Origin of the sequence: Phenylobacterium sp., assembly GCF_016124325.1 — a bacterium.
Taxonomy (GTDB): Bacteria; Pseudomonadota; Alphaproteobacteria; order Caulobacterales; family Caulobacteraceae; genus Phenylobacterium.
Map to the genome: position 1 here is coordinate 109,397 of NZ_WGNY01000014.1, position 26,166 is coordinate 135,562.

General features: G+C 70.6%; 31 protein-coding genes, 1 pseudogene and 1 riboswitch. Of the genes and pseudogenes, 9 read left to right on the forward strand and 23 right to left on the reverse strand.

The window, feature by feature from the left end; translation table 11 throughout:
* Positions 1-7: 7 nt before the first annotated feature.
* From GC203_RS07460 to GC203_RS07470, 3 genes are all read right to left on the reverse strand, one after another.
* The gene (locus tag GC203_RS07460; RefSeq protein WP_293452927.1) at positions 8-1,915 is read right to left on the reverse strand and encodes a TonB-dependent receptor; all 1,908 of its coding nucleotides are present in this window, start codon (positions 1,913-1,915) and stop codon (positions 8-10) included.
* A 195-nt stretch (positions 1,916-2,110) separates the two neighbouring features.
* A riboswitch (cobalamin riboswitch) is annotated at positions 2,111-2,271 on the reverse strand.
* 110 nt (positions 2,272-2,381) lie between these two features.
* On the reverse strand, positions 2,382-3,104 hold the full coding sequence (locus GC203_RS07465) for a hypothetical protein (protein ID WP_293452929.1): 723 nt from the start codon (positions 3,102-3,104) through the stop codon (positions 2,382-2,384).
* The gene (locus tag GC203_RS07470) at positions 3,101-4,015 is read right to left on the reverse strand and encodes an aminotransferase class IV (protein ID WP_293452931.1); all 915 of its coding nucleotides are present in this window, start codon (positions 4,013-4,015) and stop codon (positions 3,101-3,103) included. The genes GC203_RS07465 and GC203_RS07470 overlap by 4 nt, the downstream gene beginning before the upstream one ends.
* A gap of 162 nt (positions 4,016-4,177) precedes the next feature.
* Between GC203_RS07470 and GC203_RS07475 the strand changes: the two genes are divergently transcribed.
* The gene (locus GC203_RS07475; protein WP_366501548.1) at positions 4,178-5,404 is read left to right on the forward strand and encodes a Xaa-Pro peptidase family protein; all 1,227 of its coding nucleotides are present in this window, start codon (positions 4,178-4,180) and stop codon (positions 5,402-5,404) included.
* Between the two features lie 3 nt (positions 5,405-5,407).
* Here GC203_RS07475 and GC203_RS07480 read toward each other — a convergent pair whose 3' ends face one another.
* Positions 5,408-6,274 carry a bifunctional regulator KidO gene (locus GC203_RS07480; RefSeq protein WP_293452933.1) on the reverse strand — a complete coding sequence of 289 codons (867 nt, stop codon included), beginning with the start codon at positions 6,272-6,274 and terminating at the stop codon, positions 5,408-5,410.
* Positions 6,275-6,428: 154 nt separating this feature from the next.
* Here GC203_RS07480 and GC203_RS07485 point away from each other — a divergent pair.
* Positions 6,429-7,274: pseudogene (locus tag GC203_RS07485) on the forward strand (XdhC family protein); the annotation flags it as partial.
* 23 nt (positions 7,275-7,297) lie between these two features.
* Here GC203_RS07485 and glp read toward each other — a convergent pair.
* The 6 genes from glp to moaA are packed head-to-tail and all read right to left on the reverse strand — an operon-like array spanning position 7,298 to position 11,208.
* Positions 7,298-8,488, reverse strand: coding sequence for a gephyrin-like molybdotransferase Glp (gene glp, locus GC203_RS07490; RefSeq protein WP_293452934.1), 1,191 nt, complete (start codon positions 8,486-8,488; stop codon positions 7,298-7,300).
* Positions 8,485-8,955 carry a cyclic pyranopterin monophosphate synthase MoaC gene (gene moaC / locus GC203_RS07495; protein WP_293452936.1) on the reverse strand — a complete coding sequence of 157 codons (471 nt, stop codon included), beginning with the start codon at positions 8,953-8,955 and terminating at the stop codon, positions 8,485-8,487. The genes glp and moaC overlap by 4 nt, the downstream gene beginning before the upstream one ends.
* Positions 8,952-9,497, reverse strand: coding sequence for a molybdenum cofactor biosynthesis protein B (gene moaB, locus GC203_RS07500; RefSeq protein ID WP_293452938.1), 546 nt, complete (start codon positions 9,495-9,497; stop codon positions 8,952-8,954). The genes moaC and moaB overlap by 4 nt, the downstream gene beginning before the upstream one ends.
* Positions 9,494-9,949 (reverse strand): molybdenum cofactor biosynthesis protein MoaE, encoded by a 456-nt coding sequence (locus GC203_RS07505; RefSeq protein ID WP_293452940.1) that lies wholly within the window; start codon positions 9,947-9,949, stop codon positions 9,494-9,496. The genes moaB and GC203_RS07505 overlap by 4 nt, the downstream gene beginning before the upstream one ends.
* Positions 9,946-10,185, reverse strand: a complete 240-nt coding sequence (locus GC203_RS07510; RefSeq protein WP_293452942.1) for a MoaD/ThiS family protein — start codon at positions 10,183-10,185, stop codon at positions 9,946-9,948. Before GC203_RS07510 ends, GC203_RS07505 begins: the two co-directional genes overlap by 4 nt.
* A gap of 3 nt (positions 10,186-10,188) precedes the next feature.
* The gene (gene moaA / locus GC203_RS07515; RefSeq protein WP_293452944.1) at positions 10,189-11,208 is read right to left on the reverse strand and encodes a GTP 3',8-cyclase MoaA; all 1,020 of its coding nucleotides are present in this window, start codon (positions 11,206-11,208) and stop codon (positions 10,189-10,191) included.
* Positions 11,209-11,237: 29 nt separating this feature from the next.
* Here moaA and GC203_RS07520 point away from each other — a divergent pair, with 29 nt between their 5' ends.
* On the forward strand, positions 11,238-11,825 hold the full coding sequence (locus tag GC203_RS07520) for a nucleotidyltransferase family protein (RefSeq protein ID WP_293452946.1): 588 nt from the start codon (positions 11,238-11,240) through the stop codon (positions 11,823-11,825).
* Positions 11,826-11,881: 56 nt separating this feature from the next.
* Here GC203_RS07520 and GC203_RS07525 read toward each other — a convergent pair whose 3' ends face one another.
* From GC203_RS07525 to GC203_RS07540, 4 genes are all read right to left on the reverse strand, one after another.
* Entirely contained in the window at positions 11,882-12,004 is a 123-nt protein-coding gene (locus GC203_RS07525) for a hypothetical protein (protein ID WP_293452948.1), read from the reverse strand.
* A 192-nt stretch (positions 12,005-12,196) separates the two neighbouring features.
* On the reverse strand, positions 12,197-12,673 hold the full coding sequence (locus GC203_RS07530; protein ID WP_293452950.1) for a cupin domain-containing protein: 477 nt from the start codon (positions 12,671-12,673) through the stop codon (positions 12,197-12,199).
* A gap of 11 nt (positions 12,674-12,684) precedes the next feature.
* Entirely contained in the window at positions 12,685-13,266 is a 582-nt protein-coding gene (locus GC203_RS07535) for a TetR/AcrR family transcriptional regulator (RefSeq protein WP_293452952.1), read from the reverse strand.
* Positions 13,263-13,682 (reverse strand): ester cyclase, encoded by a 420-nt coding sequence (locus GC203_RS07540; protein WP_293452954.1) that lies wholly within the window; start codon positions 13,680-13,682, stop codon positions 13,263-13,265. Before GC203_RS07540 ends, GC203_RS07535 begins: the two co-directional genes overlap by 4 nt.
* Before the next feature lie 230 nt (positions 13,683-13,912).
* Between GC203_RS07540 and GC203_RS07545 the strand changes: the two genes are divergently transcribed.
* Positions 13,913-14,752 (forward strand): PEPxxWA-CTERM sorting domain-containing protein, encoded by an 840-nt coding sequence (locus GC203_RS07545; RefSeq protein WP_293452956.1) that lies wholly within the window; start codon positions 13,913-13,915, stop codon positions 14,750-14,752.
* Here the strand turns inward: GC203_RS07545 and GC203_RS07550 are convergent.
* From GC203_RS07550 to GC203_RS07585, 8 genes are all read right to left on the reverse strand, one after another.
* Positions 14,749-15,414: a peptidylprolyl isomerase gene (locus GC203_RS07550; protein WP_293452958.1), complete on the reverse strand. Its 666-nt coding sequence runs from the start codon at positions 15,412-15,414 to the stop codon at positions 14,749-14,751. The two genes, GC203_RS07545 and GC203_RS07550, sit on opposite strands and share 4 nt — an antisense overlap.
* A gap of 32 nt (positions 15,415-15,446) precedes the next feature.
* Positions 15,447-15,926 carry a nuclear transport factor 2 family protein gene (locus tag GC203_RS07555; RefSeq protein ID WP_293452960.1) on the reverse strand — a complete coding sequence of 160 codons (480 nt, stop codon included), beginning with the start codon at positions 15,924-15,926 and terminating at the stop codon, positions 15,447-15,449.
* Positions 15,927-15,933: 7 nt separating this feature from the next.
* On the reverse strand, positions 15,934-16,704 hold the full coding sequence (locus tag GC203_RS07560; RefSeq protein WP_293453196.1) for an EcsC family protein: 771 nt from the start codon (positions 16,702-16,704) through the stop codon (positions 15,934-15,936).
* Complete coding sequence (locus GC203_RS07565) at positions 16,674-16,823, reverse strand: hypothetical protein (RefSeq protein ID WP_293453204.1); 150 nt, start codon at positions 16,821-16,823, stop codon at positions 16,674-16,676. Before GC203_RS07565 ends, GC203_RS07560 begins: the two co-directional genes overlap by 31 nt.
* Positions 16,824-16,914: 91 nt before the next feature.
* A complete protein-coding gene (locus tag GC203_RS07570; protein WP_293452962.1) occupies positions 16,915-17,394 on the reverse strand; it encodes an SRPBCC family protein in 480 nt (159 codons plus the stop codon).
* A 58-nt stretch (positions 17,395-17,452) separates the two neighbouring features.
* Positions 17,453-18,148 (reverse strand): MgtC/SapB family protein, encoded by a 696-nt coding sequence (locus tag GC203_RS07575; RefSeq protein ID WP_293452964.1) that lies wholly within the window; start codon positions 18,146-18,148, stop codon positions 17,453-17,455.
* A gap of 54 nt (positions 18,149-18,202) precedes the next feature.
* Positions 18,203-18,985 carry a DUF1365 family protein gene (locus tag GC203_RS07580; protein WP_293452965.1) on the reverse strand — a complete coding sequence of 261 codons (783 nt, stop codon included), beginning with the start codon at positions 18,983-18,985 and terminating at the stop codon, positions 18,203-18,205.
* Entirely contained in the window at positions 18,982-20,328 is a 1,347-nt protein-coding gene (locus GC203_RS07585; RefSeq protein WP_293452966.1) for an FAD-dependent oxidoreductase, read from the reverse strand. Before GC203_RS07585 ends, GC203_RS07580 begins: the two co-directional genes overlap by 4 nt.
* Before the next feature lie 133 nt (positions 20,329-20,461).
* Here GC203_RS07585 and GC203_RS07590 point away from each other — a divergent pair, with 133 nt between their 5' ends.
* The 4 genes from GC203_RS07590 to GC203_RS07605 all read left to right on the forward strand — a co-directional run bounded on the left by GC203_RS07590 (position 20,462) and on the right by GC203_RS07605 (position 24,402).
* A complete protein-coding gene (locus tag GC203_RS07590) occupies positions 20,462-21,256 on the forward strand; it encodes a DUF1295 domain-containing protein (RefSeq protein WP_293452967.1) in 795 nt (264 codons plus the stop codon).
* Positions 21,253-22,278: a cyclopropane-fatty-acyl-phospholipid synthase family protein gene (locus GC203_RS07595; protein ID WP_293452968.1), complete on the forward strand. Its 1,026-nt coding sequence runs from the start codon at positions 21,253-21,255 to the stop codon at positions 22,276-22,278. Before GC203_RS07590 ends, GC203_RS07595 begins: the two co-directional genes overlap by 4 nt.
* A 22-nt stretch (positions 22,279-22,300) precedes the next feature.
* On the forward strand, positions 22,301-22,702 hold the full coding sequence (locus tag GC203_RS07600) for a DUF2177 family protein (protein WP_293452970.1): 402 nt from the start codon (positions 22,301-22,303) through the stop codon (positions 22,700-22,702).
* Between the two features lie 113 nt (positions 22,703-22,815).
* Complete coding sequence (locus GC203_RS07605) at positions 22,816-24,402, forward strand: AMP-binding protein (RefSeq protein ID WP_293452972.1); 1,587 nt, start codon at positions 22,816-22,818, stop codon at positions 24,400-24,402.
* A 9-nt stretch (positions 24,403-24,411) separates the two neighbouring features.
* Here GC203_RS07605 and GC203_RS07610 read toward each other — a convergent pair whose 3' ends face one another.
* Positions 24,412-25,320 (reverse strand): LysR family transcriptional regulator, encoded by a 909-nt coding sequence (locus tag GC203_RS07610; RefSeq protein WP_293452996.1) that lies wholly within the window; start codon positions 25,318-25,320, stop codon positions 24,412-24,414.
* A gap of 49 nt (positions 25,321-25,369) precedes the next feature.
* Here GC203_RS07610 and GC203_RS07615 point away from each other — a divergent pair, with 49 nt between their 5' ends.
* Complete coding sequence (locus tag GC203_RS07615) at positions 25,370-26,092, forward strand: TorF family putative porin (RefSeq protein ID WP_293452998.1); 723 nt, start codon at positions 25,370-25,372, stop codon at positions 26,090-26,092.
* Positions 26,093-26,166: the final 74 nt, after the last annotated feature.

Sequence of the window (26,166 nt, forward strand, 5' to 3'; positions counted from 1 at the left end):
GCGCGCCTCAGAAGCTCGTCCGCAGGCCGGCGTAGACGCCGCGCCCGGGAGCCACGAAGCTGAACACCTCCTCGTAGCGCGCGTCGAAGAGGTTCTCGACGCGGGCGAAGGCGCGGACGCGGTCGGTGAGCCGCCATTCCCCGTTGAGGTCGACCAGGGTGTAGTCGTCGAGCCGCACGCGCACCGGAACAAAGGACGGATCGGTGAAGGCCAGATCGTCCTGGGCGCCGTTGTAGCGCACGACCAGCGTAGCCGAGCCGCGATCCCCGGGATCCTGCCAGGTCAGGGCGAGGCTGGCGATGTCGTTGGGCCGGCGCACTTCCACCTGGCCGTTCTCGCGGGCGTGCAGGCGGGTGTAGGCCGCGTCGATCAGGAAGGCCCCGAACCGCACGCGGGCGAAGGCTTCGAGGCCGCGCTGCTTCGACTTCGTATCGCGGTTGGCGGGCGAGGCCACGAACAGCGGCGGTGGGAAGGTGGTGTAGATTTCGTCCTTCAGCGTGCTGTGGAACCAGGTGGCGCCGATCAGCGCCGCGCCGTCCATGAAGGTCTGCTCGGCGCCAGCCTCCCAGCCTTCGGACGTCTCTGGCCTGAGGTCGGGATTGCCGATGTAGCGGCCGTCCACATAGCCGAAGAGTTCGCCGAACCCGGGATTCTTCACGCCCGAGCCGGCCGCGGCCCGCAGGCGCAGACCCGAATCGAAGCGATAGCTGCCCTGGACGCGGTAGGTGTCGGCGTTCCTGAACCGGTTGTTGTCGTCGTGGCGGAAGGAGGCGCCCAGCGCGAGCCGGTCGTTGGCCCAGAGGTCGTAGGCGGCGACCACGCCCACATTGTCGATGTGACGCCAGCCGTTGAAGGCGAAGCCGGAGGGGTCCGCATTGCGGGCGCGCTCGCGTTCGGCGTCGACGGCGAGCGTCACCTCCTGGCGGATCGCGCCGGTCCCGAAGCGGTAGGTGGTCTCGTACGAGGCCTTGGTCCGTCGTCCGCGATCGCCGTAGCTGGGCGCGTCGAAGTCGAAGCCGTCGCGTTTGGTGTAGGCCGCCTGGGCCGAGATCGCCTGGGTCCAGCGGCCGTCCAGCAGCGACAGCTCGCCCCGGGCGAGGCCGTAGAGCGTATGGTTCTTCACATAGGAGCCAGGACTGTCGACCGTGTAGCCGAAGCTGGCGCTGGTGGGGTCGAAGTCGCTGTTGTTGATATCGTCGCGGCTGCGGGAATAGCGGCCCACGAGGTCGAGGCGGAAGGTTTCCGAGGGCGACCAGCGGGTCTTGCCCGAGAGGCTCCAGTTGGCCGAGCCGATGTCGCGTTCGCCGCCGCGGGCGTTCGGCGCGCCGTCGGTTCGGAACTGCGAGGCCGAGACGGCGTAGTCGAGATCGCCCACGACGCCGGCAGCCCGCGCCGCCGACGCGACGGTTCCGAACGAGCCCCCCTCCGCCCGCAGGCGGACCCCGGGGGCCTCGGCGCCCGACAGGGTGATGTAGTTGATCACGCCCCCGATGGCGTCGGATCCGTAGAGCGCGCTCTGCTGGCCGCGCAGCACCTCGACCTTCACGCCCTCGTCGGCGATCAGCGCGCCGAAGTCGAATTCGCCGGCGTAGGGGTCCGACACCTCGATGCCGTCCACCAGGGCGAGGGTGTGGTTGGCCTCCGCCCCGCGGATGCGGATCTGCGTGAGGCCGGCGACGCGGTTGACGGCCAGGCCGGGCGCATCGCGCAGGATGTCGGAGACGAAGCGCGTCTGACGCTGTTCGAACGCGGTGTCGTCCAGCACCGTGGCCGAACCGCCGATCTGGTCGGCGCGCAAACCCTCGCCGTTGCGCGAGGCGGTGACGACCACCTCGTCCACGGCGGACTCGGCGCAAGCGGAATGGGCGGGTGCGATCGCCGCGGCTGCGGCGAACAGGAGAAGGCGGGTCTTCATGGTGGGATCTGGCCCCGGCGTCGTGCGACGTGGCGGGAGGCCTCCGCCCTCCGGGCGGTCGCGCGTCCGGCGGCCGGACGCATGGCGCCCGCCGGAACACGCGAAGGCGGCCCCCGCCGCTGGTTCGTCGCTCCGACGAGTTCGACCCGCGCCACGGCCAATCCCTGAGCCACGGCTAGAGCGACACGCACCGGTCGGTCTCCTGGCTCGCGGGTCGCCGCACGAAACGCGCCTTCCCAGGCCCGAGGGCCCAGTGGCCGGCGACCCTGAAGGTCGCCACGCATCTCGTGCTCGCCGCTTACAGTTGCAGGGACAGCCGCGGAATTGGGCCCGCAAGGACCCGCACCGCATTCCCGGACACCGGCGCGCATCGGCCCGCCCGACGAGACGCCGGCCGAACCTGGCGTTCAGATAGCCTCACCGGGAGTCGGGGGCAATCTGTCCCTGCGTCAGGGACGGCGCGGGTTCAGGCGGCGAGCCGGTGGGCGGCCAGGGCCTCGTAGTGGGGCCGGGCCGCCTCGGCGATGCGCTTGAGCGCGTCGGGCAGCGGGGGATAGGCGCGGCGCTGGGGCGTCTCGAAGCCGGTGGAGCGCTCGACCGAGTCGTACCAGGCCGGCGCCCAGACGCCGTCGCTGGCGCGCGGGCCCGGCGGCCAGGCCAGCATCTTCTCGGTGAACGGGATGTCGAGGGCCGCGCACAAGGCCTTCAGCATCCCCGCCGGATCGGCCAGCACGTCGGCGCCGCGCACGACGGGCGGCGCGCGGCCCAGCCGGTCGGCCTCGCGCTCGAACAGTTCGCGCTGCCTGACGGCGCCGATGTCGTCCAGCGTGACCTCGCCGCGCTTGGCGACATAGGAGGCCAGCACCTCGGCCGGGTCGCGGATCAGGAAGGCGTTGCGGCGCCCGGCGGCCCAATCGAGTCCGAAGCCCTCCAGCATGTGGTGGGCCATTTGCTTCTCGTAGACGACGGGGGCGTCGAGCTTCGCGAGGTCCGCGACCACCGCCTGCCAGTCGCGCGGCTGGGCGGCGAGCACCTCGTCGCGCATCGGATGGTCCAGCCCGGTCCGGGCGAGATAGGCGGCGTAGAAGGGCTCGTCGACGACCACGCAGTCGCCGCGGTTCTCGAAGCTGCGCATCATGGCCGTGGAGATGTTCCGCGGCCCCGACCACATGGCGATGCGGATGGTCATGCGGCGCCCGCGTCCTCGTCCTTGAGCGCCTCGTAGGCGGCCCGCAGCGTCCGGGTCATCGGGCCGGGCAGGGCTTCCGGCAGGTCATGCCCGTCGATGGAGCGCACCGGCGTCAGCCCGCCGAAGGTGCCGGTGACGAACGCCTCGTCGGCCGCCTGGACGTCGCCCAGTTCGAAGTCGCCCAGGGTGATCGGGATGTCGTGACGGCGGCAGAGCGCGATGACGTTGGCCCGGGTCACGCCGTTGAAGCAGTAGTCGCCGGTGGAGGTCATCACCCGGCCGCCCTTCACCCAGAAGAAGTTGGTGGCGTTGCAGCTCGACACATAGCCGTTCGGGTCCAGCATCAGGGCCTCGTCGCCGCCGCGCTCGATGGCGTCGATCAGGGCGCGGATCAGGGCCAGGCGGCTGTGCGAATTCAGCCGCATGTCGAACATCTCGGCCGGCGTGCAGCGGATGTCGGACGTGGCCAGAGCCAGCCCCCGGGTCACGATCTCGGGCGAGGGCTCCTTGTATTCGGCGGTGATGACGATGGTGGGCTTGCCCAGCCAGTTGCGCGGGTCCTGGTTGACCGCCTTCTTCTCGCCGCGCGTCACCATGAGGCGCAGGTGCGCGCCATGCTCCATGCCGTTGGCCTTCACGGTGCGCTCGATCTCGGCCACGAGCTCGGCCTGCGTCAGGCCGATGTCGAGCTGGATGGCCGCCAGCCCTTCGTAGAGCCGGTCGATGTGCGCCTCCAGGAACAGGAGCCGGCCCTTGTGGAGGCGGAGCCCTTCCCAGACGCCGTCGCCGAGCACGAAGCCGGCGTCGAACACCGACACCTTCGCCTCGCTGCGCGGCACGAGCGCGCCGTTGACGTAGATCTTGAGATCCGCATTGCGCGGATCGGGGGCAAAGTCCTGACTTCCGGCCATGGGCCTTCTTTAGCCGCGCCATCCGGCCCGCGTCATCCTCGCCCTTGTGGCGAGTATCCCTCTTTCGGCCGCCTGTGCGATTTCAGCCCTCCAGCGGAGGCGCGGCTTCGAGAGGGATCCCAGGCGCAAGGCCTGGGATGACGCCTTGCGAGGGACGCGTTCGTGCGCTTCTTCTGCGCCTCTACACGGGAGTTCGAGATGAACGGCATCGGCGGATCGACGGTCGAACGGGAACTCGCCGAGCTGGGGCGCTGGCCCGATCCCGCGCCGCCGATCTCACAGGCGGAGCGGCTCGCGCGGCTCGCCAGGGGCCAGGCGCTGATGACCACCGACGCCCTGATCATTGGGGCGGGCGCGTCGCTGCGCTACTTCGCGGGCGTCGCCTGGAACGCCACCGAGCGGCTGGTGGCGATGATCCTGCCCAAGACGGGCGCGCCGGTGATGATCTGCCCGCGCTTCGAGAAGGGCTCGCTGGAGGCCTCGCTGGCGATCGAGGCGCCGCTGCGCCTGTGGGAGGAGCACGAGAGCCCCTACGCGCTCTGCGCGACGGTGCTGTCGGAGCTGGGCGCCGGTTCGCTGGCGATCGACCCGGCGCTGGCGTTCTTCATGTTCGACGGCCTGCGGCAGGCCGCGCCCAAGGTGGCGATGACCAGCGGCGCGCCGGTGGTCGACGGCTGCCGGATGATCAAGTCGCCGGCCGAGCTGGCCCTGATGTCCCAGGCCAAGGCCATGACGCTGGACGTGCATCGCCGCGCCGCGCGGATCCTGCGGGAGGGGATCACCGCCAGCGAGGTCCGCCGGTTCATCGACCAGGCGCACCGGGCGCTGGGCGCGGACAACGGTTCGTCGTTCTGCGCCGTCCAGTTCGGGGAGGCCTCGGCCTATCCGCATGGCTTGCCCGGCGACCAGTCGCTGAAGGACGGCGACCTCGTGCTGATCGACACCGGCTGCCAGGTCCAGGGCTACAACTCCGACATCACCCGCACCTACGTGTTCGGAACCCCGACGCAGGAGCAGGCCCGGGTTTGGGAGGTGGAAAAGAAGGCCCAGGCCGCGGCCTTCGCCGCTGTGAAGCCGGGCGTGCCGTGCGAGGAGATCGATGCGGTGGCGCGGCGCGTGCTGGAGGCCGAGGGCTTCGGGCCCGACTACGAACTGCCCGGCCTGCCCCACCGCACCGGCCATGGCATCGGGCTTTCGATCCACGAGGCGCCCTACCTCGTGCGCGGAGACAGGACGCCGCTCCAGCCCGGCATGTGCTTCTCGAACGAGCCGATGATCGTCGTGCCCGGCGCCTTCGGCGTGCGCCTGGAGGACCACTTCCACGTGACCGAGGACGGCGCGGCCTGGTTCACCCCGCCGCAGCCCAGCCTGGAGAAGCCGTTCGGCTAGGCGTCAGGCCGCAACCCAGGCCAGGGTTTCGGGGTCGTCGATCGCCATCTCGTCCCAGTCGAGGTCGGGCGGCGGGCTCATGGCCGCAGCGACGACGGCGCTCATCTCGGCGGCCGAGGTCACGCCGACCAGCACGGCCGAGGCCTCGGGCCGCGTGAGCGCGAAGCCCAGCGCCGCCTGCAGCGGATCGGACCTGCCTTCGGCGATCAGGCGCCGCGCGCGGCTGATGCGACCCGCGGCGGCCTTCAGGTGGCTGGGCGCCCGATCGGGCGGCAGGAACAGGGCGCCGTTCAGGAAGATCGAGCGCAGATGCACCTCGACGCCCATCTCGGCGATCGTGGTGAGCGAGCCGTCGAGCAGCAGCCGCTGGTCGAGCAGGGAGGCCGGGGCCTGGACGAGATCGGGCTTGAAGCGCCGCGCCACGCCCACGGGATCGTCGGATGCGTAGACCGGCACGCCGACGCGCCGGCAGAGCCCCTGGTCCTTCAGCGCCTTCAGGCGCTCCCAGAGCTTGGGGCCGAGGGGCGAGAACAGGTCGGTGGCCGACGGCGCGACGATCGAATCGACCCGCTCGACGCCCAGGCGCAGCATCTGGGCGCGCAGCTCGGCCTCCACGGCGTCGGGGCCGCGGTCGGGGCGAATCGCCGTCAGGGTGATTCGGAAAGGGTTCGGCTGGGGCATGGCGCCCCGCAGGTGGGTGTCCGCCGTGGCCGATCCGCGGCCGACTTCGAGGACCGAAAGCCCCGAACGTCCTGCAATAGAAAGGATTTCCCGCGCCTCGGCTTCTCGAGGGCGACCCCGTCCGCCCGGCGGCTGATCGAGACCGAACTGCGCGGTCCCGAGCCCGAGCTTGGTGAGATTGGAGGTCATGCGGTCTGAAAAGCTTGTGGAATCGCGTTCGCCCGCCAATTTGTCGCATGAAAGCTAAGAAGCCGTATCCGAGCGCATCAGCGATGGTTCAGGCGTGATCGAATCTCTTCCCGACTGGCCGATGTTCGGCGTGGCCGAAGACGTGCGCCCCGCCATGCGCCGGGCGCGCGACGCGGGCGAGGCCCATATCCTCGCCACCCTGGTCTCGGTGGGCGGCGGCGGACCGCGTCCCGAAGGGACCCAGATGGTCTTCGCGCCGGGCGTCCTCGCCGGCTATTTCTCGGGCGGTTGCGTGGAAGGCGACGTGGCGGGCCACGCCTGGGCCTGTCTCGAGGATGGCGAGCCGCGCACGCTGGTCTATGGCGAGGGCAGTCCCTGGCCCGACATCCGGCTGCTGTGCGGGGCGCGGATCGAGATCGTTCTGGAGCGGATCACACCTGACGACGCGGCCCTGGCGGAAGTGCTCGCCGCCCAAACCGAACGACGTCCGGTCACCTATGTCAGCGACGGCCGGGCGCGCCTGTGCGCCGCCGATGTGTCGCCCTGGCCCGAGGCGTTGGTGCTGAAGCCCTACGCGCCCACGCCGCGGCTGGTGGTGGTGGGCGGCGATCCCACGGCGCTCGCCATCGCCGAGCTGGGCGTGAAGTCGGGTTTCGAGACGACGCTGGTGCGGCCCAAGGGCCCTGAGGCGCCGCCGCCGATCGCGGGCGTCGCCTATCGCCGCGACGAGCCGGGCGCGGCGCTGGAGGCCGTGGGTCTCGATCCCTGGACCGCCGTGGCCGTGGCGACCCACGACCTGGAGACCGACCGCGCCGCGCTCGCCGTCGCCCTGCCGTCGAAGGCGGGCTACGTCGGCCTCCTGGGCGCCCGCCGCCGCCTGGCCGGACGGGTGGAGGAGATGGCGGCGCTGGGCATGCCCGCGGGCGCGCTGGCGCGGTTGCATGCGCCGATCGGGCTCGACATCGGCGGCAAGGCGCCCTTCGAGGTGGCGGTCTCGGTGATCGGGGAGATCACCGCCCTGCGTCACGCCCGGGGAAGCGGCAGCACCTCGACGACGGCGCCGGCCTCGGCGGCGGATGCGCCGGCCGGCCGGCCAAGAAGCGCGTCGGCGGCGGCGAAGACGCTGACCAGCGAAGAGTCCTGATCGCGATAGGGGCGGACGGTGACGACGCCGTCCTCGACCGAGAGCCCCGCCCGCATCCAGTGCTCCCGCGATCCGTTGGCCGGCAGGGCCGCGGCCAGCCGCGCCGTGGTCGTCCGCGAGGCCGGATCGGCGCCCTGGAACGCGCGGACCAGGGGCCTGAGGAACAGTTCGGCGCAGACCAGGGCCGAGGCCGGATTGCCGGGCAGGCCGAGCAGCCGGCGTCCGTCGCCCAGGACCCCGAAGAAGGTGGGCTTGCCGGGGCGCACGTTCACGCTCGCCACCCTGAGTTCGAGGCCCAGGGCCTCGGCCGCGCCGCGCACCAGGTCGTGGTCGCCCACCGACGCGCCGCCGACGGTCACCACGAGGTCGCCCTCCGCGTCGCGCAGCGCCTGGATCGTGGCGTCCAGATCGTCGCGCACCGGCTTGGCGCGCGAGACCTGGGCGCCCCAGCCGGCGATCAGCGCCGCCAGCGCCCGCGAGCCCGAATCGTAGATCTGGAAGGGTCCGGGAACGGCCGGCGCCTCGACGATCTCCTCGCCGGTGGAGAACAGGGCCACCCGGGGCCGGCGCGCCACGGACAGCTCGGCGCGGCCCGCCGCGGCGGCCAGCGACAGCCGCCAAGGATCCATCGTCACGCCCTTGGCCAGCAGCGCGGCCCCGGCCTGGAAGTCGCCGCCGGCCGGGCGGACATGATGGCCGGTCGGCGTCTCGGGAACACGTACGGTCTCGCCGTCGCGCTGCGCGTCCTCCTGGATCACGACGGCGTCGCAGCCCGCCGGGACCGCCGCACCGGTGAAGATGCGCACCGCCTCGCCCGCGCCGACCTCGCCGTCGTGGCCGTGCCCCGCCGCGCTTTCACCGACGATCCGCAGGACGCCCGGCGTGTCGGCCGCGCGCACCGCCCAGCCGTCCATGGCCGAGGCGGGGAAGGGCGGCTGGTCGCGCACGGCGGTGACGTCCTCGGCCAGCACCCGGCCGATGCTGTCGGCGATCGCGACGGTTTCCGCGGGCAGCGCCGAAACCGCCGCGAGCATGCGCGCGCGGGCTTCCGCGACGGGCAGAAGCTTCATGGCGCGGTCCAGTCGCCGCTCTTGCCGCCGGTCTTGGAGACGAGGCGCACGGCCTCGATGACCATGCCCTTCTCGGCGGCCTTCAGCATGTCGTAGAGCGTCAGGCAGGCGACCGACGCGGCGGTCAGGGCCTCCATCTCCACCCCGGTCTGGCCGGTGGTCTTCACCCGCGCCGTCACCGCAAGTCCGCCCTCGGCCGGCTCGACGCGCACCTCGGCCTTGGCGATCGGCAGCGGGTGGCACATGGGGATCAGCTCGGCGGTCTTCTTGGCGGCCATGACGCCGGCGATCTCGGCCACGGCGCGCACGTCGCCCTTCTTCCCCTCGCCGGACAGCGCCAGCGCCAGGGTTTCCGGGCTCATGCGCACGAAGCCCTCCGCCACCGCCTCGCGGGCGGTCACGGCCTTGTCCGAGACGTCGACCATGCGGGCGCGGCCGGTCTCGTCGATATGGGTGAGCCTGCTCACGCCTCCATCAGCCGGGGCATCAGCTCGACCATGTTGCAGGGGCCGTGGCGGCTGTCGAGCTGGGCGGCGATCACCTTGTCCCAGCCGTCCTTCACCGCGCCGTTCGAGCCCGGCAGGCAGAAGACGAAACAGCCCGTCACGATGCCGGCCAGCGCCCGCGACTGGAGCGTCGAGAGCCCCACCGACTGGTAGCTCACGAGATGGAAGACCACCGAGAAGCCGTCGATCTCCTTGTCGAACAGCGGCCGAATGGCCTCGGGCGTCACGTCGCGGCCGGTGATGCCGGTGCCGCCGGTGGTGACGATCGCCTCCACGCCGTCCTTCACCCAGGCCAGAACCTGGCCCCGGATCTCCTCGACGTCGTCGCGGACGATGGCCTTGGCGGCCAGCTCGTGGCCGGCCCCCGTCACCCGCTCGGCCAAGAGGCGACCGGACGTGTCGCTCTCCTCGTCGCGCGTGTCAGAAATGGTCAGCACGGCGATCCGCACGGGCTTCAGGGTCTTGGCGGCGTCGATCTTGCCGCCGGGCGTGAGGGCGTTCATCCCGTCGTCTCCTTGTCCCAGCGTTCGCGGTCGGCGTGGTCCTGGGCGGTGGGCTCGATCCAGCGTTCGCCGCCCGGACCGTGCTCCTTCTTCCAGAAGGGCGCGCGGCTCTTCAAGTAGTCCATCAGGAAATCGCAGGCCTCGAAGGCCGCGCGGCGGTGGCCGGCGGCGGTGGCCACGAAGACGATGGGCTCGCCGGGGCCGATCCGGCCGATGCGATGGAGGATGGCGAGGTCGTGCAGGCCGAAGCGGGCCCTGGCCTGGTCGGCGATCCGGCCGATCTCGGCCTCGGTGAAGCCGGGGTAGGCCTCCAGCTCCAGGATCGCCGTCGCCCCGGCCTCGGCGCGGGCGATGCCGGTGAAGGTGGCGATGGCGCCCGTCTCGCTGCGGCCTTCGGCGAAGGCGGTGAGCAGCGCGCCGGGGTCGAACGGCTGGTCGGTGAGCCGGATCATCCGCCGCTCATCGGCGGCAGGAAGGCCACCTCGCTGCCGTCGCCGAGGGGCATGTCGCCACGGACCAGCGCCTGGTCGACCGCCACCTGGACGCCGGGGCCGTCGAGCGCCAGGCCCAGCGCCTCGTCCTCCTCGGCCAGCAGGCTGCGCAGGGCGGCGAGCGAGCCGCTTTCGATGTCGCGTTCGCGCCAGCCGGCGAGGTCGCGCAAGGGTCCGAAGAGCAGCACGCGGGCCATGGTTCAGCCGCCCGTGGTCGACATGTGCCGGGTCACGGCGGGCTGGGCGCGGGCGATCTCGAAGTCGTGGCCCTTGGGCTTCAGGTCGATCGCGCCGCGGATCGCGGCCACCAGCTCGGCGTCACTGGCGCCCGCGCGCAGCACGGCGCGCAGGTCGGTGGCGTCCTCCTGGCCCAGGCAGGTGTGCAGCACGCCCGTGCAGGTCAGGCGCACGCGGTTGCAGGCCTCGCAGAAATTGTGGCTGAGCGGGGTTATGAAGCCGAGGCGACCGCCGGTCTCGGCCACCCGCACATAGCGCGCCGGGCCGCCGGTGGAGAGCGGCAGGTCGTCGAGCGTCCAGAAACTCTCCAGTTCGCCGCGAACCTGGGCGAGCGAAAGGTACTGATCGGTGCGGTCGGCCTCGATTTCGCCCAGCGGCATGGTCTCGATCAGGGTGAGGTCCAGGCCCTCGCCGTGGGCCCAGGCGATCAGCTCGGGGAGCTCGGCGGCGTTGTCGTCCTTGAGCGCCACGGTGTTGATCTTCACCGACAGGCCGGCCGCCTTGGCCGCGGCGATCCCGGCCAGCACCTTGGAAAGGTCGCCGCCGCGGGTCAGGCGGCGGAAGAGGTCGGGCTTCTTGGTGTCCAGCGAGACGTTGATGCGTCGCACCCCCGCCGCCGCCAGCTCGGGCGCGAATTCAGCCAGCCGCGTGCCGTTGGTGGTGAGGGTCAGTTCGTCGAGCGCGCCCGAGGCGAGGTGGCGCGAAAGGTTGCGGACCAGGCCCATCATGCCCTTGCGCACCAGCGGCTCGCCGCCGGTCAGCCGGAGCTTGCGGGTTCCCAGGCTCACGAACGCCGAGGCGATGCGGTCCAGCTCTTCCAGGGTCAACACCTCTGCCTTCGGCAGGAAGGTCATGTGCTCGGCCATGCAGTAGACGCAGCGCAGGTCGCATCGGTCGGTGACCGACAGCCGCAGATAGGTCACCGTGCGGCCGAAACCGTCGACCAGTGGCGGTCGTGGCGCGATATCGTCGTAGGGCGTCATTCGCCGCACAAGATAGGGGGGAAGTTGGGTTGGCGACAGGGGAGAGCTTCGCGGCGCTGGTCCTGGCCGCCGGTTCGGGGTCGCGGTTCGGTGGCGGCAAGCTGCTGGCCGACTGGCGCGGCGCGCCGCTGCTGCACGGCGCCCTGGCCGCGGCGCGTGCGGCCCCCGTCGGGTCCGTCACGGTCGTGACCGGCGCCGACGCGGCGGCGGTGGAGGCCGCCGCCCGCGCCTTCGATCCGGAGGTCCGGGTCGTCCACGCGCCCGATCACGCCGAGGGCATGGCCGCCTCGCTGCGCGCCGGGGTCGCCGCCCTCCCCGGCGACGCCGCGGGCGTGTTCGTGTTTCTCGGCGACATGCCGCGGGTTCCGCACGCGGTGCTGGCGGCGCTGGCCCGGGCGGTGGCCGAGGGTGCGCCCGCGGCGGCGCCGGTGTTCGGCGGGGTGCGCGGCAATCCGGTGGTGTTGTCGCGCAGCCTCCTTCCGCAGGTCGCCGCCCTGAAGGGCGACGCCGGCGCGCGGCCCATCCTGAAGGCCCTGGGCGAGCGGCTCGCCCGGGTGGAAGCCCCGGACGACGGCATTCTGTTCGACGTGGATGCGCCGGCCGATCTGGGTCGCTAGACCGTCAGATCGACCGCATGCGCCGGTGCGAACCCCCGGCTGGGCTGAATCCGGACCTAGTCGGCCATGTTCAGACGACGCGCCGTCGCGGCGAGCGTCTGGGCCGCCTGCACCGATGTGGGCAGGGTCAGGGCTGTCCACAGCCCTTGTCCGGAATTTCTAAGCTGCACGCTGACCATAGCGTTCGCCTCGACATTCTCGCGGCCACCATAAGAGGCCAGGATTTAACGTCGGGTTAACCGCCGCGAGGGGTGCGCGTCGAAGCTTCCAAGTGTCGCAGGGTGCGCGCGGCCGTCCCTCGGGACGCGCTCGGAGGCTGCCGACCCGCGTTCGCGGGACGCGCTATCCGGCGCCATGGCTCGGCGGGTGATTCAGGCCTTGTGGATCGGGTCAATCCAGGCGACGCCCTCCGGCGGTTCGGCCGGATCGATCTCCAGGTTCACGACCACCGCCTCGGAGTCGCTGCGCACGAGAACGCACGAGAGGGTCTCGTCGCTCGAGGCGTTGATCTCCTGATGCGGCACGTAGGGCGGAACGTAGATGAAGTCGCCCGGTCCCGCCTCGGCCACGAACTCCAGATGTTCGCCCCAGCGCATCCGGGCGCGGCCGGAGACCACATAGATCACGCTCTCCAGCGGGCCGTGGTGGTGCGGGCCGGTCTTGGCGTTGGCGTGGATGTGAACTGTCCCGGCCCACAGCTTCTGGGCGCCGACACGCGCGCGGTCGATGGCGGTGGCGCGGTTCATCCCCGGCGTCTGGGCGGTGTTGGGGTCGAGCTGGTCGCCCGGGATGACCCGCACGCCCGTGCGCTTCCAGCCGTCTTCCGGAACTTCGGCGCCGTCGCTCATGGGCCGAAAGCCTAGTCCCTGCGCGCGGCCTCGACCAGCGCCTGGATCATCCAGCGGCGCACGCGGTCGGCGTCGGCTGGGGCGATGCGCAGCACATCGGCGAACACCACTTCGGCCTCGATCCCCAGCAGGACCGCCAGGGCCTTGGAGAGCAGGTCGAAGGCCTTGGGGTCGAACTGGTCCTTCACCGGCGTCAGCGCCGCGGCGATGAGCGGAGACCGCCGGTTCTGGCGCACGGGCGCGTCCGAGGCCGCGGGCTGCAGCGACTGGGCGAGCAGGGCGCGCATGGCCGGCGCGTTGGACCGGACCAGCCCCGCGAGCGCGCCGTCCAGCCGTTGCAGCCGCGCCAGGACGTCGACCGAGCGGTCGTCGCCGAACAGGTCCTCGGGCGTCGGTGTCTCCACGTCCAGCGCGGCCTCGCGAAGCAGAGCGTCGAGGCCGGGAAAATAGCGGTAGGCCGTGGCGCGGCTGACCATCGCCGCCTCGGCGATCTCCTCGAAGGTCGGGTTGGCGCCGTCGCGCAGCAGCCGGTTCGCCGCCTCAAGCAGATCCTTGCGCGTGCGCAGCCGCTGGTTCGCCCGGGCGCCGGTCATTGCGGGAGCTGCTGGAGGATGGCGGCCAGGTCGAGCCAGACGTTCTCGCGCTTCATCCGGCCGTCCGGCGCATATTCCACCACGTGCAGCAGGCGGAATTCGAGAGGCCGGTCGCGCCCCTCCAGCCCGAACGGACGGCCCGGCGCGCGGCCCGACCAGATGCTCTCATCGACCAGGAAGTCCTCGCCGTACAGCCGCCTGACGCTGCGAACCTCGCCATCGGCCAGGTCGGCGAAAAGCGTCTCATAGAAGCCGCGCGCGCCCTCGGGGCCGTGCGTCGGTCCGGTCGGCCAACCCACGATGTCGTGTTCGGCGTCGGGCGTCAGGGTGGCGAGCACGCCCTCGATGTCGTCGGCCTGCTCGTAGCGGAAGTGCTCGTCGATCTTGGCGTCCATCTGGGCGCGGGTCAGGGGCATGGGAAGCGTCTCCGTCGTCTCTCGAATGATCCTATAAATGAGATTTGCATCTCATTGCAAGATTGAAGTCTTGCAATTTGACTCGACATGGATCAAGTCCCCCACCGCCGGCGCCGTGAGGCCCGCTCCGCTGCAGACCCGGTCTGCGGAAATGCGGATCCCCTCGGTGCGTCCGGCCGTGTATTCACCTCCGCCCGGCTGAATGTCGGGTAATTTTCATAGGGAAAACAATGCGTAAGATTGCACTCGCGTTTGCGTGCGCGGTCGGCTGCGCGCTTGCTGGCGGCGCGTCCGCCCAGCAGTTCCAGGCGACCGGCGATATCAATGACGGCTACTCGACGGCCTCGGCCTACTACGGCACGGGCTATGAGGGCTCGAGCCTCGGGGCGGTCTATGACGGCGGCCGCGACGCCTTCGACACCTACGGCGTCTACACCGGCGACTTCGGCGGATTGATCCTGTTCCGCCAGACCGAACTGTTCTCCGATCAGAACCTGTTCCGCTTCTTCGACACCTTCGTGAACACGACCGGCTCGACGATCGACACCCTGCTCACGTTCGGCGGCGACCTCGGCTCGGACGGCGGGAGCCAGATCCTCGCCTCGGGCGGCGGTCTCTTCGTCACCTGCGCCGGCGTGGCGGGCAATTGCTTCGGCGACCCCGTCATCGCCCATGTCGGCGGATCCGCGGCCGCGCAGTCGCTGTCGTTCGACGACTACGCCGCGACCTTCCACATCACGGTCAATCCGGGCCAGAGCGTCAGCCTGCTGAACTTCGCGTTCCTCGCCAGCAGCCTGCCGGGCACCAGCGCGTCCGACATCAGCCTGGCGCTCTCCACGGGGCAGTCCCTGTTGGCCAATCCCTACCTGGATGGGCTCAGCGCGGAGCAGCGCGCGCAGATCGTGAACTTCACGGGTGGTCCGCCGACCCTGCCGCCGCCCGGCGGCGCCGGCGGTGGCGTGGGCGGCGTGCCCGAGCCGGCCACCTGGGCGCTCATGATCCTCGGCTTCGCCGGCGCCGGCGGGGCTCTGCGGGCGAACCGCCGCCGCGTCGCGACGGCCCGCGCCTAAGCCGGGTCCGGGGCGACCCGGGTGATCCGGATGATCTTCACGGGCTTGACCAGCATCTCGCCCTTCATGGCGCCTTCGCCCTTGTTGGGGTCGGTGGGCATCACGATGATCTTCCGGATCACGTCCAGGCCTTCAACCACCTGGCCGAACGCGGCGAAGCCCGGATTGCCCTTGGGATCCTTGGGGTCGGCGTCGAGGTAGCTCATGTCGCCCAGCATGATCGACCAGTCGGCCTGGGCCGTGCCGGGCGCATGGCGGCCCATGGAGATCACGCCGTCCTTGCCGTGGGTCAGGCCGGTCTTGATCGTGGATTCGTGCGGGATGGGCGGCAGCACCTTCTTGGGATCGTTCTGTAGTCCGCCCTGCACGAGGCCGTAGTCGTCGCCCGCATAGTCCTTGGGCTTGCTCGCCCGATAGAAGGTCGCCCCGTTGTAGAGGCCGCGGTCCACATACCTCAGATAGTTGCGCACGGTGATCGGCGCCTTGTCGGCGTAGAGCTCGATGACGATGTCGCCGAGCGCGGTCTCGAGCTTCACCTTGGGATTCGGCTTCGGCGGCGGGGCAGGCGCCGTCGCCTCGGACGGGGCTGGCGCGGGATCCTGGGCGAGCGCGGGCGCGGCGAAGAGCGTGGCGGCGAGGGCGATGAGCGTTCGGCGGAGCATGGCGCAAGGTTAGCCACGGCCGGGCCGCCGCGTCATCCTCCGCGGCATCTCACATAGGTGTCGGTCTGATCGCCGCCTTTGAGCGCACCGCCCTGCAACACGAGCTGTAGCGTACGAGCAGCGCAGAGCCGGCGGCGGCGCCCGCCACTTTCCACGATGGAGCCGACCGACAGGGTGACCTTCGCGGTCTGGCCGTCGGGGGCGATCTCGATGCGGGTGACCTTGGCGGCCTCGCGGCTCTTGCCTTCGGCGAGCGCCTTCCTGGCCTGGGCCTTGGCCTCGGCGCGGGTGCTCGTGCCGTAGGGCACCGGCGGCTTGTCGCCCACATAGGCCTGGTCGGTGAAGCGGGCCTGCGGCGTGAAGGCGGCGAAGTAGGCGTCGACCTGGCCGCCGTTCCAGGCGCGCTCCTGGCGCGCGACGAAGGCGCGGACGGCGTCGTCGGTGATGCGCGCGGCCGCAAGCGCCGGGCCGGCGAGCAGCACGAGGAGGAGGGTCAGGATCAGTCGGCGCATCGGGACCTCAACGCGCGAGCCAGCGCATCCGATAGCCGTTCATGGCGGTTTCGCCCAGCCGCTCGGTCAGCCGCCAGTTGACCACCGCACCCACGGGAGCGCCCACGAGCGGGATCATCTGGGCCAGCTTCGCCAGGTCGATGTGGTCGCGATATTCGATCTGGAACCGGCGCCAGTCGAAGTGGGCGAAGTCGTCGGGGTGGGGACGGGCGTCCCAGTCCTCGATCGCGGCCAGGAGGTCGGCGCGGCGTCCACCGCCCGAGAACGCGAGCTGGAAGAGCTGCAGGAGGTAGAGCCGCTCGGCGAAGGCCTCGGCGTCGTGGCCGTAGATCGCCGACAGATCGAACAGCAGCTTGAGCTTGATCACCATCAGCGCCGGGAAGTCCGCCAGCGCCATCCAGAAGCCGCCGGCGCCGGTGACGCCGCCTTCCACCGCGGCGGTCTTGCGATAGCCGTCGATGGCCGCCAGCGCGCGGCGGTCGCGTTCGGCCAGGTCCGCGCCCTGAAGGGGGGCGGCGGTGGTGAGATTGGCGCCGGTCAGGATCGTGCGCGTCATCCGTTCGACGACCGAGGTGACGGTCGCGTGGACCTGCTCGGGGATCAGGCGGTTGATTCGCCCCTGGACGCCGCGGGCAGCGCGGCCGAGCCCGCCTTCGGGCTTCAGGAGCCCGGCGCGCCAGTGACCGACCTCGGCCCGCGCCCAGGCTTCGTAGGCGGATGTGGAGGCTCCGAACGGCGGGGTGGCGGCTATCGGGACATCACCATTTGCAGAATCCAGGCGGCCAGCCCCGTCACGAGACTGCCGGTGAACAGGCCGCGCACGAACGCGCCGTGCCGTTCCCACCAGACGCGGCGCGCCCGCATTCGCTGGGCGCGGTCGATCCTTCGCCGCTGCATCCTGGCCGTTCCCCCACCTTCAGCCGACGTTCTAGCCCGGCCGGTCCGGAGGCGGAACCTCGCAGAGCCGGGATGGGACGATGGGGCGCGCCTATTTCGCCTCGGCGATGCCCTTCATCACCTGCATGACGTTGCCGAACATCTTGGTCCGGCCGGCCTTGTTGGCCTCGCGGGTCGCTTCCGGAATCGTCGTCTGATCGTAGAACAGGCTGTAGACCAGCTTGGAGGCCTTATCGCTCACCGGCCGGATCTCGACGGTGCCGTGGTAGAGGATCGGCTGGTTGGGGTCGGCATAGGTGTACGACAGGGGCGTGCGGGCCACGATGACCTCCTCGATACGGCCGGCGATCTTGCGGACCGCGCCCAGCTCGCCGTCGGTCCCCGAGGTGATCTCGCAGGTGGTGTTCAGCCACTTGCCGATGTCGCAATAGCCCTTGAGCTTGTCCCAGGCCGTCGCGGCCGGGACCGCCAGGTCGGTCTCCTGGACGATCGAGACGTAGTCGGCGGCGCGGGCGGCGCCCGCGAGGCTCGCGGCGGCGGCGCAGGCGGCCAGGAACGCTGTGGTCTTCAAGGCGGTCTCCCCTCTCTTTGCCGGGAGCTTAGCCGCCCTGCCGCCGCGGCGCCTATGTTCAATCGTCCCGGGGCTGGATCTCGAAGCTGACCACGCGGGCGTCCGCGCAGAATCGTTCCGCGAGTTCATGGGTCTGGCTGGCGTCCGGGCCGCGGAGGATGGCGCCGAACTCGACGGCGTCGCCGGCGGGGACCAGCCGGCGGCTCACCTTGCCCGGCTTCAGGTCCAACCCTTCCATGAGGCTGTGGAAGGCGGCTTCGGGAAGCTGGCCCTCGCGCCGGAAGCGCACCCTCACATCCACGACGCCGCTGTGCGGCAGATGCTGGTCCACCCAACGCAGCCCGACGAGGATGAGCATGGTCGCCGCCGTGCCGCCGACCGCCAGACCGTAGAAGCCGACGCCGTAGAGAATCCCGAGCGCTGACACCATCCACAGCGAAGCGGCGGTGGTGAGGCCATGCACCGACAGCCCCTGCCGGAAGATGACGCCGCCGCAGAGGAAACCTATGCCCGTCAGTATGCCGTGGGCCATGCGCACCGGATCGATGCGGATGACGTCGGTGGGAAGGTCCAGCGCGAGCCAGGCCAGCTGATGCGTCGCCGCCGACATCAGCAACGCCGAGGAAAGGCACACGAGGATGTGCGTCCGAAGCCCGGCGGGATGCCCGCGGTATTCGCGCTCCAGGCCGATCAGCCCCCCGGCGAGGGCCGCGCTGACGGCGGGAAGGATGAATTCGCTGGACCAGCCGGCCATCGCGACTCTCAGGATGTTGCGCCGCCACCATAGCAGGCGGCGCGCGGCCGGGAATCAGGCGGCGATCCTGGCCGTGGGCACGACGGTGACGGACCATTCGGGCTTGGGTGGGCGCGTGCGGATCTTCTCGCCCTTCATCCAGATGAACAGGGCTTCCCAGTGGATGGCGGCCAGCACGCCGACGGTCATCCACGGGTGGCCGAGCCAGGCCCGGATCAGCGCCTGGTCGGTGAGCTCGCGGCGCTCGCCCACGAAGCCGGCGGCGAGCACGCGGCCCTCGGCGTCGTCCACGTCGACCAGCACCTGAACCTCATCGGCCGGCGGGCGCAGGCGGAAGCTATAGGCGAGGTCCATGTCCATGAAGGGCGAGACGTAGAAGCCCTTGTCGCAGGCCTGGCGGACGATCGGCGCGGCCTCCTCCGCCGGGATGAGATAGCTGTGCCGCTCGCCGAAGGTGTTGTTCACCTCGTAGAGGATCGCGCTCAGCGCGCCGTCCTCGCGGTGGCAGTAGTAGACGGTGAGCGGATTGAACCCCATGCCCAGGATCCGCGGCATGGCGAGAATGCGGATCGGCCCGCCGTGGGCGATCCCGGCGGCGGCGAGCTGGCTCTCCACCTGCTGCTTCAGGGGCGTCGCCGAGCCGTCGCCGTGGCGGCGCGGGTCGAAGCCCACGAGGTTGAACCGGCCCAGCGAGAACAGCTTCAGGCCCTTGTCCAGCGCGGCCAGCTCGTCGAGGTCGAGCAGCAGCATGAAGATGCGGTAGCGCAGGGCGTGCCGGCGGGGCTTCGTCCGGGTGTGCGTCACCAGCCCGGGGTAGAGGCCCGAGCGGAACGTCAAGCCGCCGCCTCGGTGATCGGTTCCGGCGCGCGGATGTGAATCCGGCCGGATTCGTTCTCCACCGTCCAGGGGCGGCGAACGCCCCCGAGCTGCTCGGCCACGGCCAGGCCCGACTGCAGGGCGTCCTCGTGGAAGCCGTGACCGAAATAAGAGCCGCAGAACCAGGTGCGCCGCGCGCCCTGGAGGTCCCAGATCTCGCTCTGCGCCGCGATCGCGCCGGCGTCGAACAGCGGGTGCTCGTAGATGTCGGTCTTGATCACCGCCTCGGGGGCGATGGGCTTGGTGGGGTTGAGGGTGACGAAGAGGTCCGGCGCGTCCTTCAGGCTTTGCAGCCGGTTCATCCAGTAGGTCACGCAGCCCTCGCCGGGGGCGTTGCGGCGGCCGATGTGATTCCAGCTGGTCCAGGCGCGGCGGCGCTTGGGCATCAGGATGGGATCGGTGTGCAGGACGGCGAGGTTGCGGCTGTAGCGGAAGGCGCCCAGCAGCCGCTTCTCCTCAGCGCTCGGATCGTCGAGCAGCGAGAGCGCGGTGTCGCCGTGGGTGGCGATCACCACCTCGTCGAAGCGCTCACGCGCGCCCCCGGCCAGGCGGATTTCGACGCCCTGGGCCTCGCGCCGTACGCCGGTGACCCGCGCGCCCTTGCGCGCCTCGCCCCGGAACGCCTCTGTGAGCTTCTCGACATAGGCGCGGCTGCCGCCGGCCACCGTGCGCCACGCGCCGCGGCCGAAGATGCTCATCATGCCGTGGTTGAGGAAGAAGCGGATCAGGGCGGCGGCCGGGTACTGGCCGATCTCCTTCAGCGGCGTCGACCAGATGGCCGCCGCCTGCGGCAGCAGGTGATCGTCGCGGAACGCCTGGCAGTAGCCCTTGTCCTGCAGGTAGGTCTCCAGCGACGTGAGCGGCTGTTCCAGCGCCGCGAGGTCCTTGGGACCGTGCCGGTAGAAGCGGGTGACGTCGCGCAGCATGGCCCAGAAGCGGGCCGAGAACAGGTTGCGCCGCTGGGCGAAGATGCCGAGCGCGCCGTAGCTGGAATATTCGAACGCCCCGTCGTCGAGCGACACCGACAGCGCCATGTCGGCGTTGCGATGGGGCACGCCCAGGTGCTCCAGCAGGGCCGTGAAGTTGGGATAGTTGGGTTCGTTGTAGACGATGAAGCCGGTGTCGACCGGGACAGGGCCATTGAACCCGGGCGCCTCGGCGGTGTTGGCGTGGCCGCCAAGCCGCGGATCGGCCTCGAAGAGCGTTACGTCATGCCGTTCCGATAGAAGCCATGCCGCCGAAAGGCCCGCGATACCGCCGCCGACCACGGCCACCCTGAGCCGCCGCTCCTCGCTTCCGTCCACTCGTCACCCCTAGTTGCACGCGCATCTGCCGTGCGATCCCCACGCCAGTCTGCTTAGCAAACGCTACGACTTCATCACAGCACTGGATGCGTCTGTTCGCGATCCATGGTCGTATCGCCGGACGGAGGGGCTGATGCTTTTTCAGTGGGGGTTGGGCGTGCTGGCCGCCATGACCGTGGTCATGGTCGCGGCCTGGGCGTTCGGGCTTTGGCGGCGCAACGGCGGATGGACGGATGTCTTCTGGACCTGGGGCACGGGCGCGATTCTCACGGCGGCGGCGCTGTGGCCGCTCGCCGACGTCCAGCCGCGGCAATGGCTGGTGGCGGCCTTCATGGCGATCTGGGCGCTTCGGCTCGGCCTCTACCTCACGCCGCGCGTCTCCGGCCATCCCGAGGACGCGCGCTACGCCGCCTTCCGGGATCAGTTCGGCGCCCGATATCCGATCAACATGCTGTGGGTGACCCTGCCGCAGGCGCCGGCGACGGCGCTGCTGGGCCTCTCGGTGATTCTCGCCGCGCACCGGAGCCAGCCCGGCCTGGACGCGCGCGACGTCGCCGCCGCGGCGCTGTTCGGCCTGGCCCTGGTCGGCGAGGCGGCGGCCGACGGCCAGATGAAGCGCTTCCGAGGCGATCCCGCCAACCGTGGCCGGGTGATCGAGACCGGCCTCTGGGCCTGGTCGCGGCATCCAAACTACTTCTTCCAGTGGCTGGGCTGGTGCGCCTATCCCGTGATCGCCCTGGACCCGGCGCGGCCGGTCACCTGGCTCAGCCTCACGGCCCCCGTCGTCATGTTCGGCCTTCTCCGCTACGTCTCCGGCGTCCCGCCGCTGGAGGAGGCCATGCTCAAGTCCCGCGGCGACCTGTTCCGCGACTACCAGAAGCGCGTCAGCGTCTTCTTCCCCCTCCCCCCGAAACGAGCGCCTGAATGAGCCTGATCGCCGCCACCATCGACGCCTTCGAGGGCGCGCCGCTGCCCGACGTGGTGCGCAGGACCGCCATCACCCTGCTGGTCGCCAACGCGCGCCGCCAGCTGGGCGCGGCCGGCCCCGACGCCGATGCGGTCTTCGCCCGCGAAATGGCCGAGCGGCCGATCGCCGAACACACCGACGCGGCCAACGCCCAGCACTACGAAGTGCCGGCGGAGTTCTTTCTGAACTGCCTGGGCCCGCAGCTGAAGTATTCCTCGGCCCTCTATCTCAACCCCGGCGACACGCTGGCGGAGGCCGAGGAGCACGGCCTGAAGGAGACGGCCGAGCACGCCGGGCTGGAGGACGGCCAGCGGATCTTGGAGCTCGGCTGCGGCTGGGGCTCGCTGTCGCTGTGGATGGCCCGGACCTATCCGAACGCGCGGATCACCGCGGTGTCGAACTCGGCCAGCCAGCGGGCCTTCATCCTCGCCCGCGCGCAGGAACGCGGCCTCGGCAACCTCGAGGTCATCACCTGCGACATGAACGACTTCCAGGCCGACGGCGAGTTCGACCGGGTCGTGTCGGTGGAGATGTTCGAGCACATGGCCAACTGGCGCGCCCTGCTCGGCAAGGTGAAGACCTGGCTCAAGCCGGACGGCCGCCTCTTCATCCACATCTTCACGCACCGGACCACGCCCTACCGCTTCAACGTCGAGGACGAGGCCGACTGGATCGCCAAGCACTTCTTCTCGGGCGGGGTGATGCCCAGCCACGGCCTGATGCGCCAGTTCGCCGATCTGTTCGAGGTGGAGCAGGACTGGCGCTGGAGCGGGACCCACTACGAGAAGACGGCGCTCCACTGGCTCGAACTCTATGACCGCAATCTACCGAAGATCCGGCCTGTGCTGGAGGCGACCTATGGCGACCAGGCGACGCTGTGGCACCGCCGCTGGCGGCTCTTCTTCCTCGCCACGGCCGGGCTTTTCGGCCACCGTGGCGGCGCCGAGTGGGGGGTGAGCCACTACCGGCTGAAGCCCGCGTAACGGCCGGGCAGGGGGAGGGCCGATGCTTCGACTGATCGCGACCTATCTGGCGACCGCGTTTGCGGTGCTGGCGCTGGACATCGTCTGGCTGACCCAGTTCGGGCCGAAGGTCTATTTCCCGACGCTGGATCCGGTGGCCCTGCCTTCGGCCCGGATCGGTCCGGCGGCAGTCTTCTACTTCGCCTACATCGCCGGCATCCTGGTGCTGGCCATCTGGCCGACGCGCGGCAAGTCGCTGGCCCAGACCACGGCGACGGGCGCGATGCTCGGTGCGCTCTGCTACGCGACCTACGACCTGACGAACCAGGCGACGCTCAAGGTCTGGGCCACCCAGATCACCCTCATCGACATCTCCTGGGGGACTGTGCTGACGGCCGTGGGGGCGACTGTCGGCGGCTGGGTCCTGCGGCGCTTCAAGGCCTGACGGCGCGCGGGCGCCGCTCCTGCCGAGCGATTGTCCGCCCCCCTTGCGCATGGCATTGTCATTTTCGAACTTCGAGAATGATATACAAAGTAAAGTGATGTGCGGAGGATGGGATGGAAGCGGTCAAGGAACGTGAGGACCTGAGCGCGCGGCTGGAGGCGGCCGCGCTGACGGGCATGACGACGTCGGTCTGGGCCGACGCGCAGCCCGACAAGGCCTGCGTCATCGACCCCGACGGCCGCACGCGGTCTTTCGCCGAGGTGAACCGCAACGCCAACCGCATCGTGCGCCTGCTGCGGGGCGCGGGCCTCAAGGCCGGCGACGCCGTGGCGCTGGTGATGTCCAACCGCGGAGAGTTCGTCGAGGTGCTCGCCGCCACCCTGCGCGGCGGCTTCCGCATCACCCCGGTCAACTGGCACCTCACCGTCGACGAGATCGCCTACATCCTCAACGACTGCGAGGCCCGGGCCCTGTTCGGCGAGGCGCGCATCGGCGCCTGCGGCCCGGCGTCGACCCAGGCGCCGAACCTGCGCCTCAGGGTCGCCGTGGGCGGCGAGATCGACGGCTTCACCGACTACGACGAAGCCCTGGCCACGCTGGATGGCCACGACATCGCCGATCCGGTGCTGGGCAACCAGATGCTCTACACCTCGGGCACCACGGGCCGGCCGAAGGGCGTGTATCGGGCCAACCCGCCGCCACCCGCGCCCCAGGCCATGTTCGCCCTGCGCGGCTACGACGCCCAGTCGGTGCAGCTGTGCGCCGGGCCGGCCTATCACGCCGCGCCGCTGGCGTTCGACGTCCGCTTCTCCATGGGCGCCGGCGCGACCCTGGTGTTCCTCGACAAATGGGACTCGGAACACACCCTGCGCACGATCGCCGAGCGGCGCGTGACGCACATGCACCTCGTGCCGATCATGTTCCAGCGGCTGCTGGCGCTGCCGGCCGAGGTGAAGGCGAAGTACGATCTTTCGTCGGTCAAGTTCATCATCCACGGCGCGGCCCCGTGCCCGCCCGAGGTGAAGCTGGCCATGATCGAGTGGTTCGGCCCGGTGCTGAACGAGTACTACGCCGGCTCCGAAGGCGGCGCGGGCTTCATGATCGACAGCCACGAGTGGCTGAAGAAGCCGGGTTCGGTCGGCAAGAAGCCTGAGCTGCTGGGCTCGAAGATCCTCGACGAGAACGGGAACGAGTGCCCGCGGAACGTCGCCGGGACGATCTATCACCAGCTCCCGCCCGGCGGCGGCTTCACCTACTACAAGGACGAGAAGAAGACCCAGGCCAGCCGCGTCGGCGACTACTTCACCATGGGCGACATGGGCTACTTCGACGATGACGGCTACCTGTTCCTCACGGGCCGTAGCGCCGAGACGATCATCTCCGGCGGGGTCAACATCTACCCGCAGGAAGTCGACAACATCCTGATCCAGCACGAGGCCGTGGCCGACTCCTCCACCGTGGGCGTTCCGCACGACGAATGGGGCGAGCAGGTGAAGGCGGTGATCCTGCTGAAGCCGGGCTACCAGCCCTCGGACCTGCTGGCCGACGAGATCCTGGCCTTCGCCCGCGACAGCCTGCCCAGCTTCAAGGCGCCGCGCAGCCTCGACTTCGTCACCGAGCTGCCGCGCTCCGAGGCCGGCAAGATCCAGCGGGGCAAGGTGCGCGCGCCCTACTGGGAAGGCCGCGCCCGACAGATCTAGTCCGTAGATCTACGCCGCCGCGGCGCGGACCTGATCGAGGAACCACGCGGCGCCTTCGTCGTTCACGCCGGCCCGGCGCATCACCGAGACGGTGACCGGGCTCGGCGGGAAGGGCAGGTCCAGCACCTGCAGGCCCAGCCGGTCGGCATGGCGTTCGGCCAGGATGCGCGGAACGGTGCCGATGGCGTCGGTTCCGGCCACCAGCATCAGCACCGTCAGCCAGTTCGGCGCGGAGGCGATCATCCGCACCTTCTCCGGGCCATCGGTCGCCGAGCCGTCCTGGCCGGTCTCGCTGGGGTTCCACGCGAACACGTGTCCCGTGTCGCGCCAGGCGGCCGCGTCGATCGCGCCGCGGATCGTCGGGTGGTCCTGGCGGGCGATGGCGCAGTAGGCGTCTTCCAGGAAGGGCTCGACGACATAGCCGGCGCGGGCCGCGCCGAACCGTCCGAGGGCGAAGTCGATCTCGCCCTGGCGCAGCGCGCGGAACGCGTCTTCCTCGGCGACGTGGGTGACGGCGAAGGTCACCGCGGGCGCGGCGGCGCGCAGCCGCCGGATCAGGGCGGCCCCGATCACGGCGGTCACGAACTCCGGCGCGCCGATGTGGAAGCGTCGCGCGCTTCGCGCCGGGTCGAACCTCGCGTCGGGGTCCAGCGCCTCGCCCGCCAGCGCGATCAGCGCCTCGATCCGAGGTCCCAGTTCCAGCGCCCGGCGGGTGGGCTCGAAGCCGTGCGGGCGGCGGACGAAGAGCGCGTCGCCGAACAGGTCGCGCAGGCGGGAGAGCGCGTGGCTGATCGCCGGCTGCGACAGGCCCAGGATCTCCGCCACCCGGCTGGCCCGGCGGGTGCGCAGCAACTCGCGGAACACCAGCAGCAGGCCGCCGTCCAGCCGCCGAAGTTTATTCAGATCGATATCACTCATTCTGCGAATTCAGTACGCCGGAAGCTGGCCGGCCGCTAGCCCTGCGGCCATGGATATGCGCTTCGCCATCATCGCCGCCGCCGCGCTGGCCTTCGCGGGTGCGGCCCGCGCCGCCGACGGGCCGAGCGGGATCTATTCATCCGTCACGCTCACCTCGGACTACCGCTACCAGGGGGTCTCGAATTCCGACCAGCACGCCGTGGTCCAGGCCAACGTCCACTACTTCCGACCCGATGGCTGGTACGCCGGCGTCTTCGCCACCGGCGTCGACTTCAACGACTACGGCACTTCATACGAACTCGATTTCTACGGCGGGAAGACCTTCAGGCTGGACGCCGCCACCGAGCTGAAGCTGAGCGGCCTCTACACGGCCTTCCCTGACAACCGCACGCCCGGCCCGACCTACGACTTCGTGCAGGCCGGCGCCGCCCTGAGCCGCAAGTCGGGGCCGCTCACCCTGACTGGGACCACCACCTATGTGCCCAGGGCCTCCTACGGCTCGGGCGAGGCCTGGCGGGTCGAGGGCGAGGCCGACTATGCGCTGGGCCCGGCCGCCGTCGTGAAGGCGCAGGCCGGTCGCCGCTGGATCGGCCGCGGGGCCGACCGCACCTACTGGAGCCTGGGCGCGGCGATCACCTGGCGGAACCTCACCTTCGAAGCGCGGTACACCGACACCAACCTCTCCAGAGCGCGCTGCGGCTACAATCCCGACATCTGCGGGCCAGGGCTCTCGGCCCAGGTGACAGCCGCCTTCCCGCTGATCCTGTTCTGATATCCCGCGCGCCGCGCGCAACAGAGCGTCACCAAGCGTGTTTTGGCGGCCCCGCCCGGCGCATGGCATGAGCG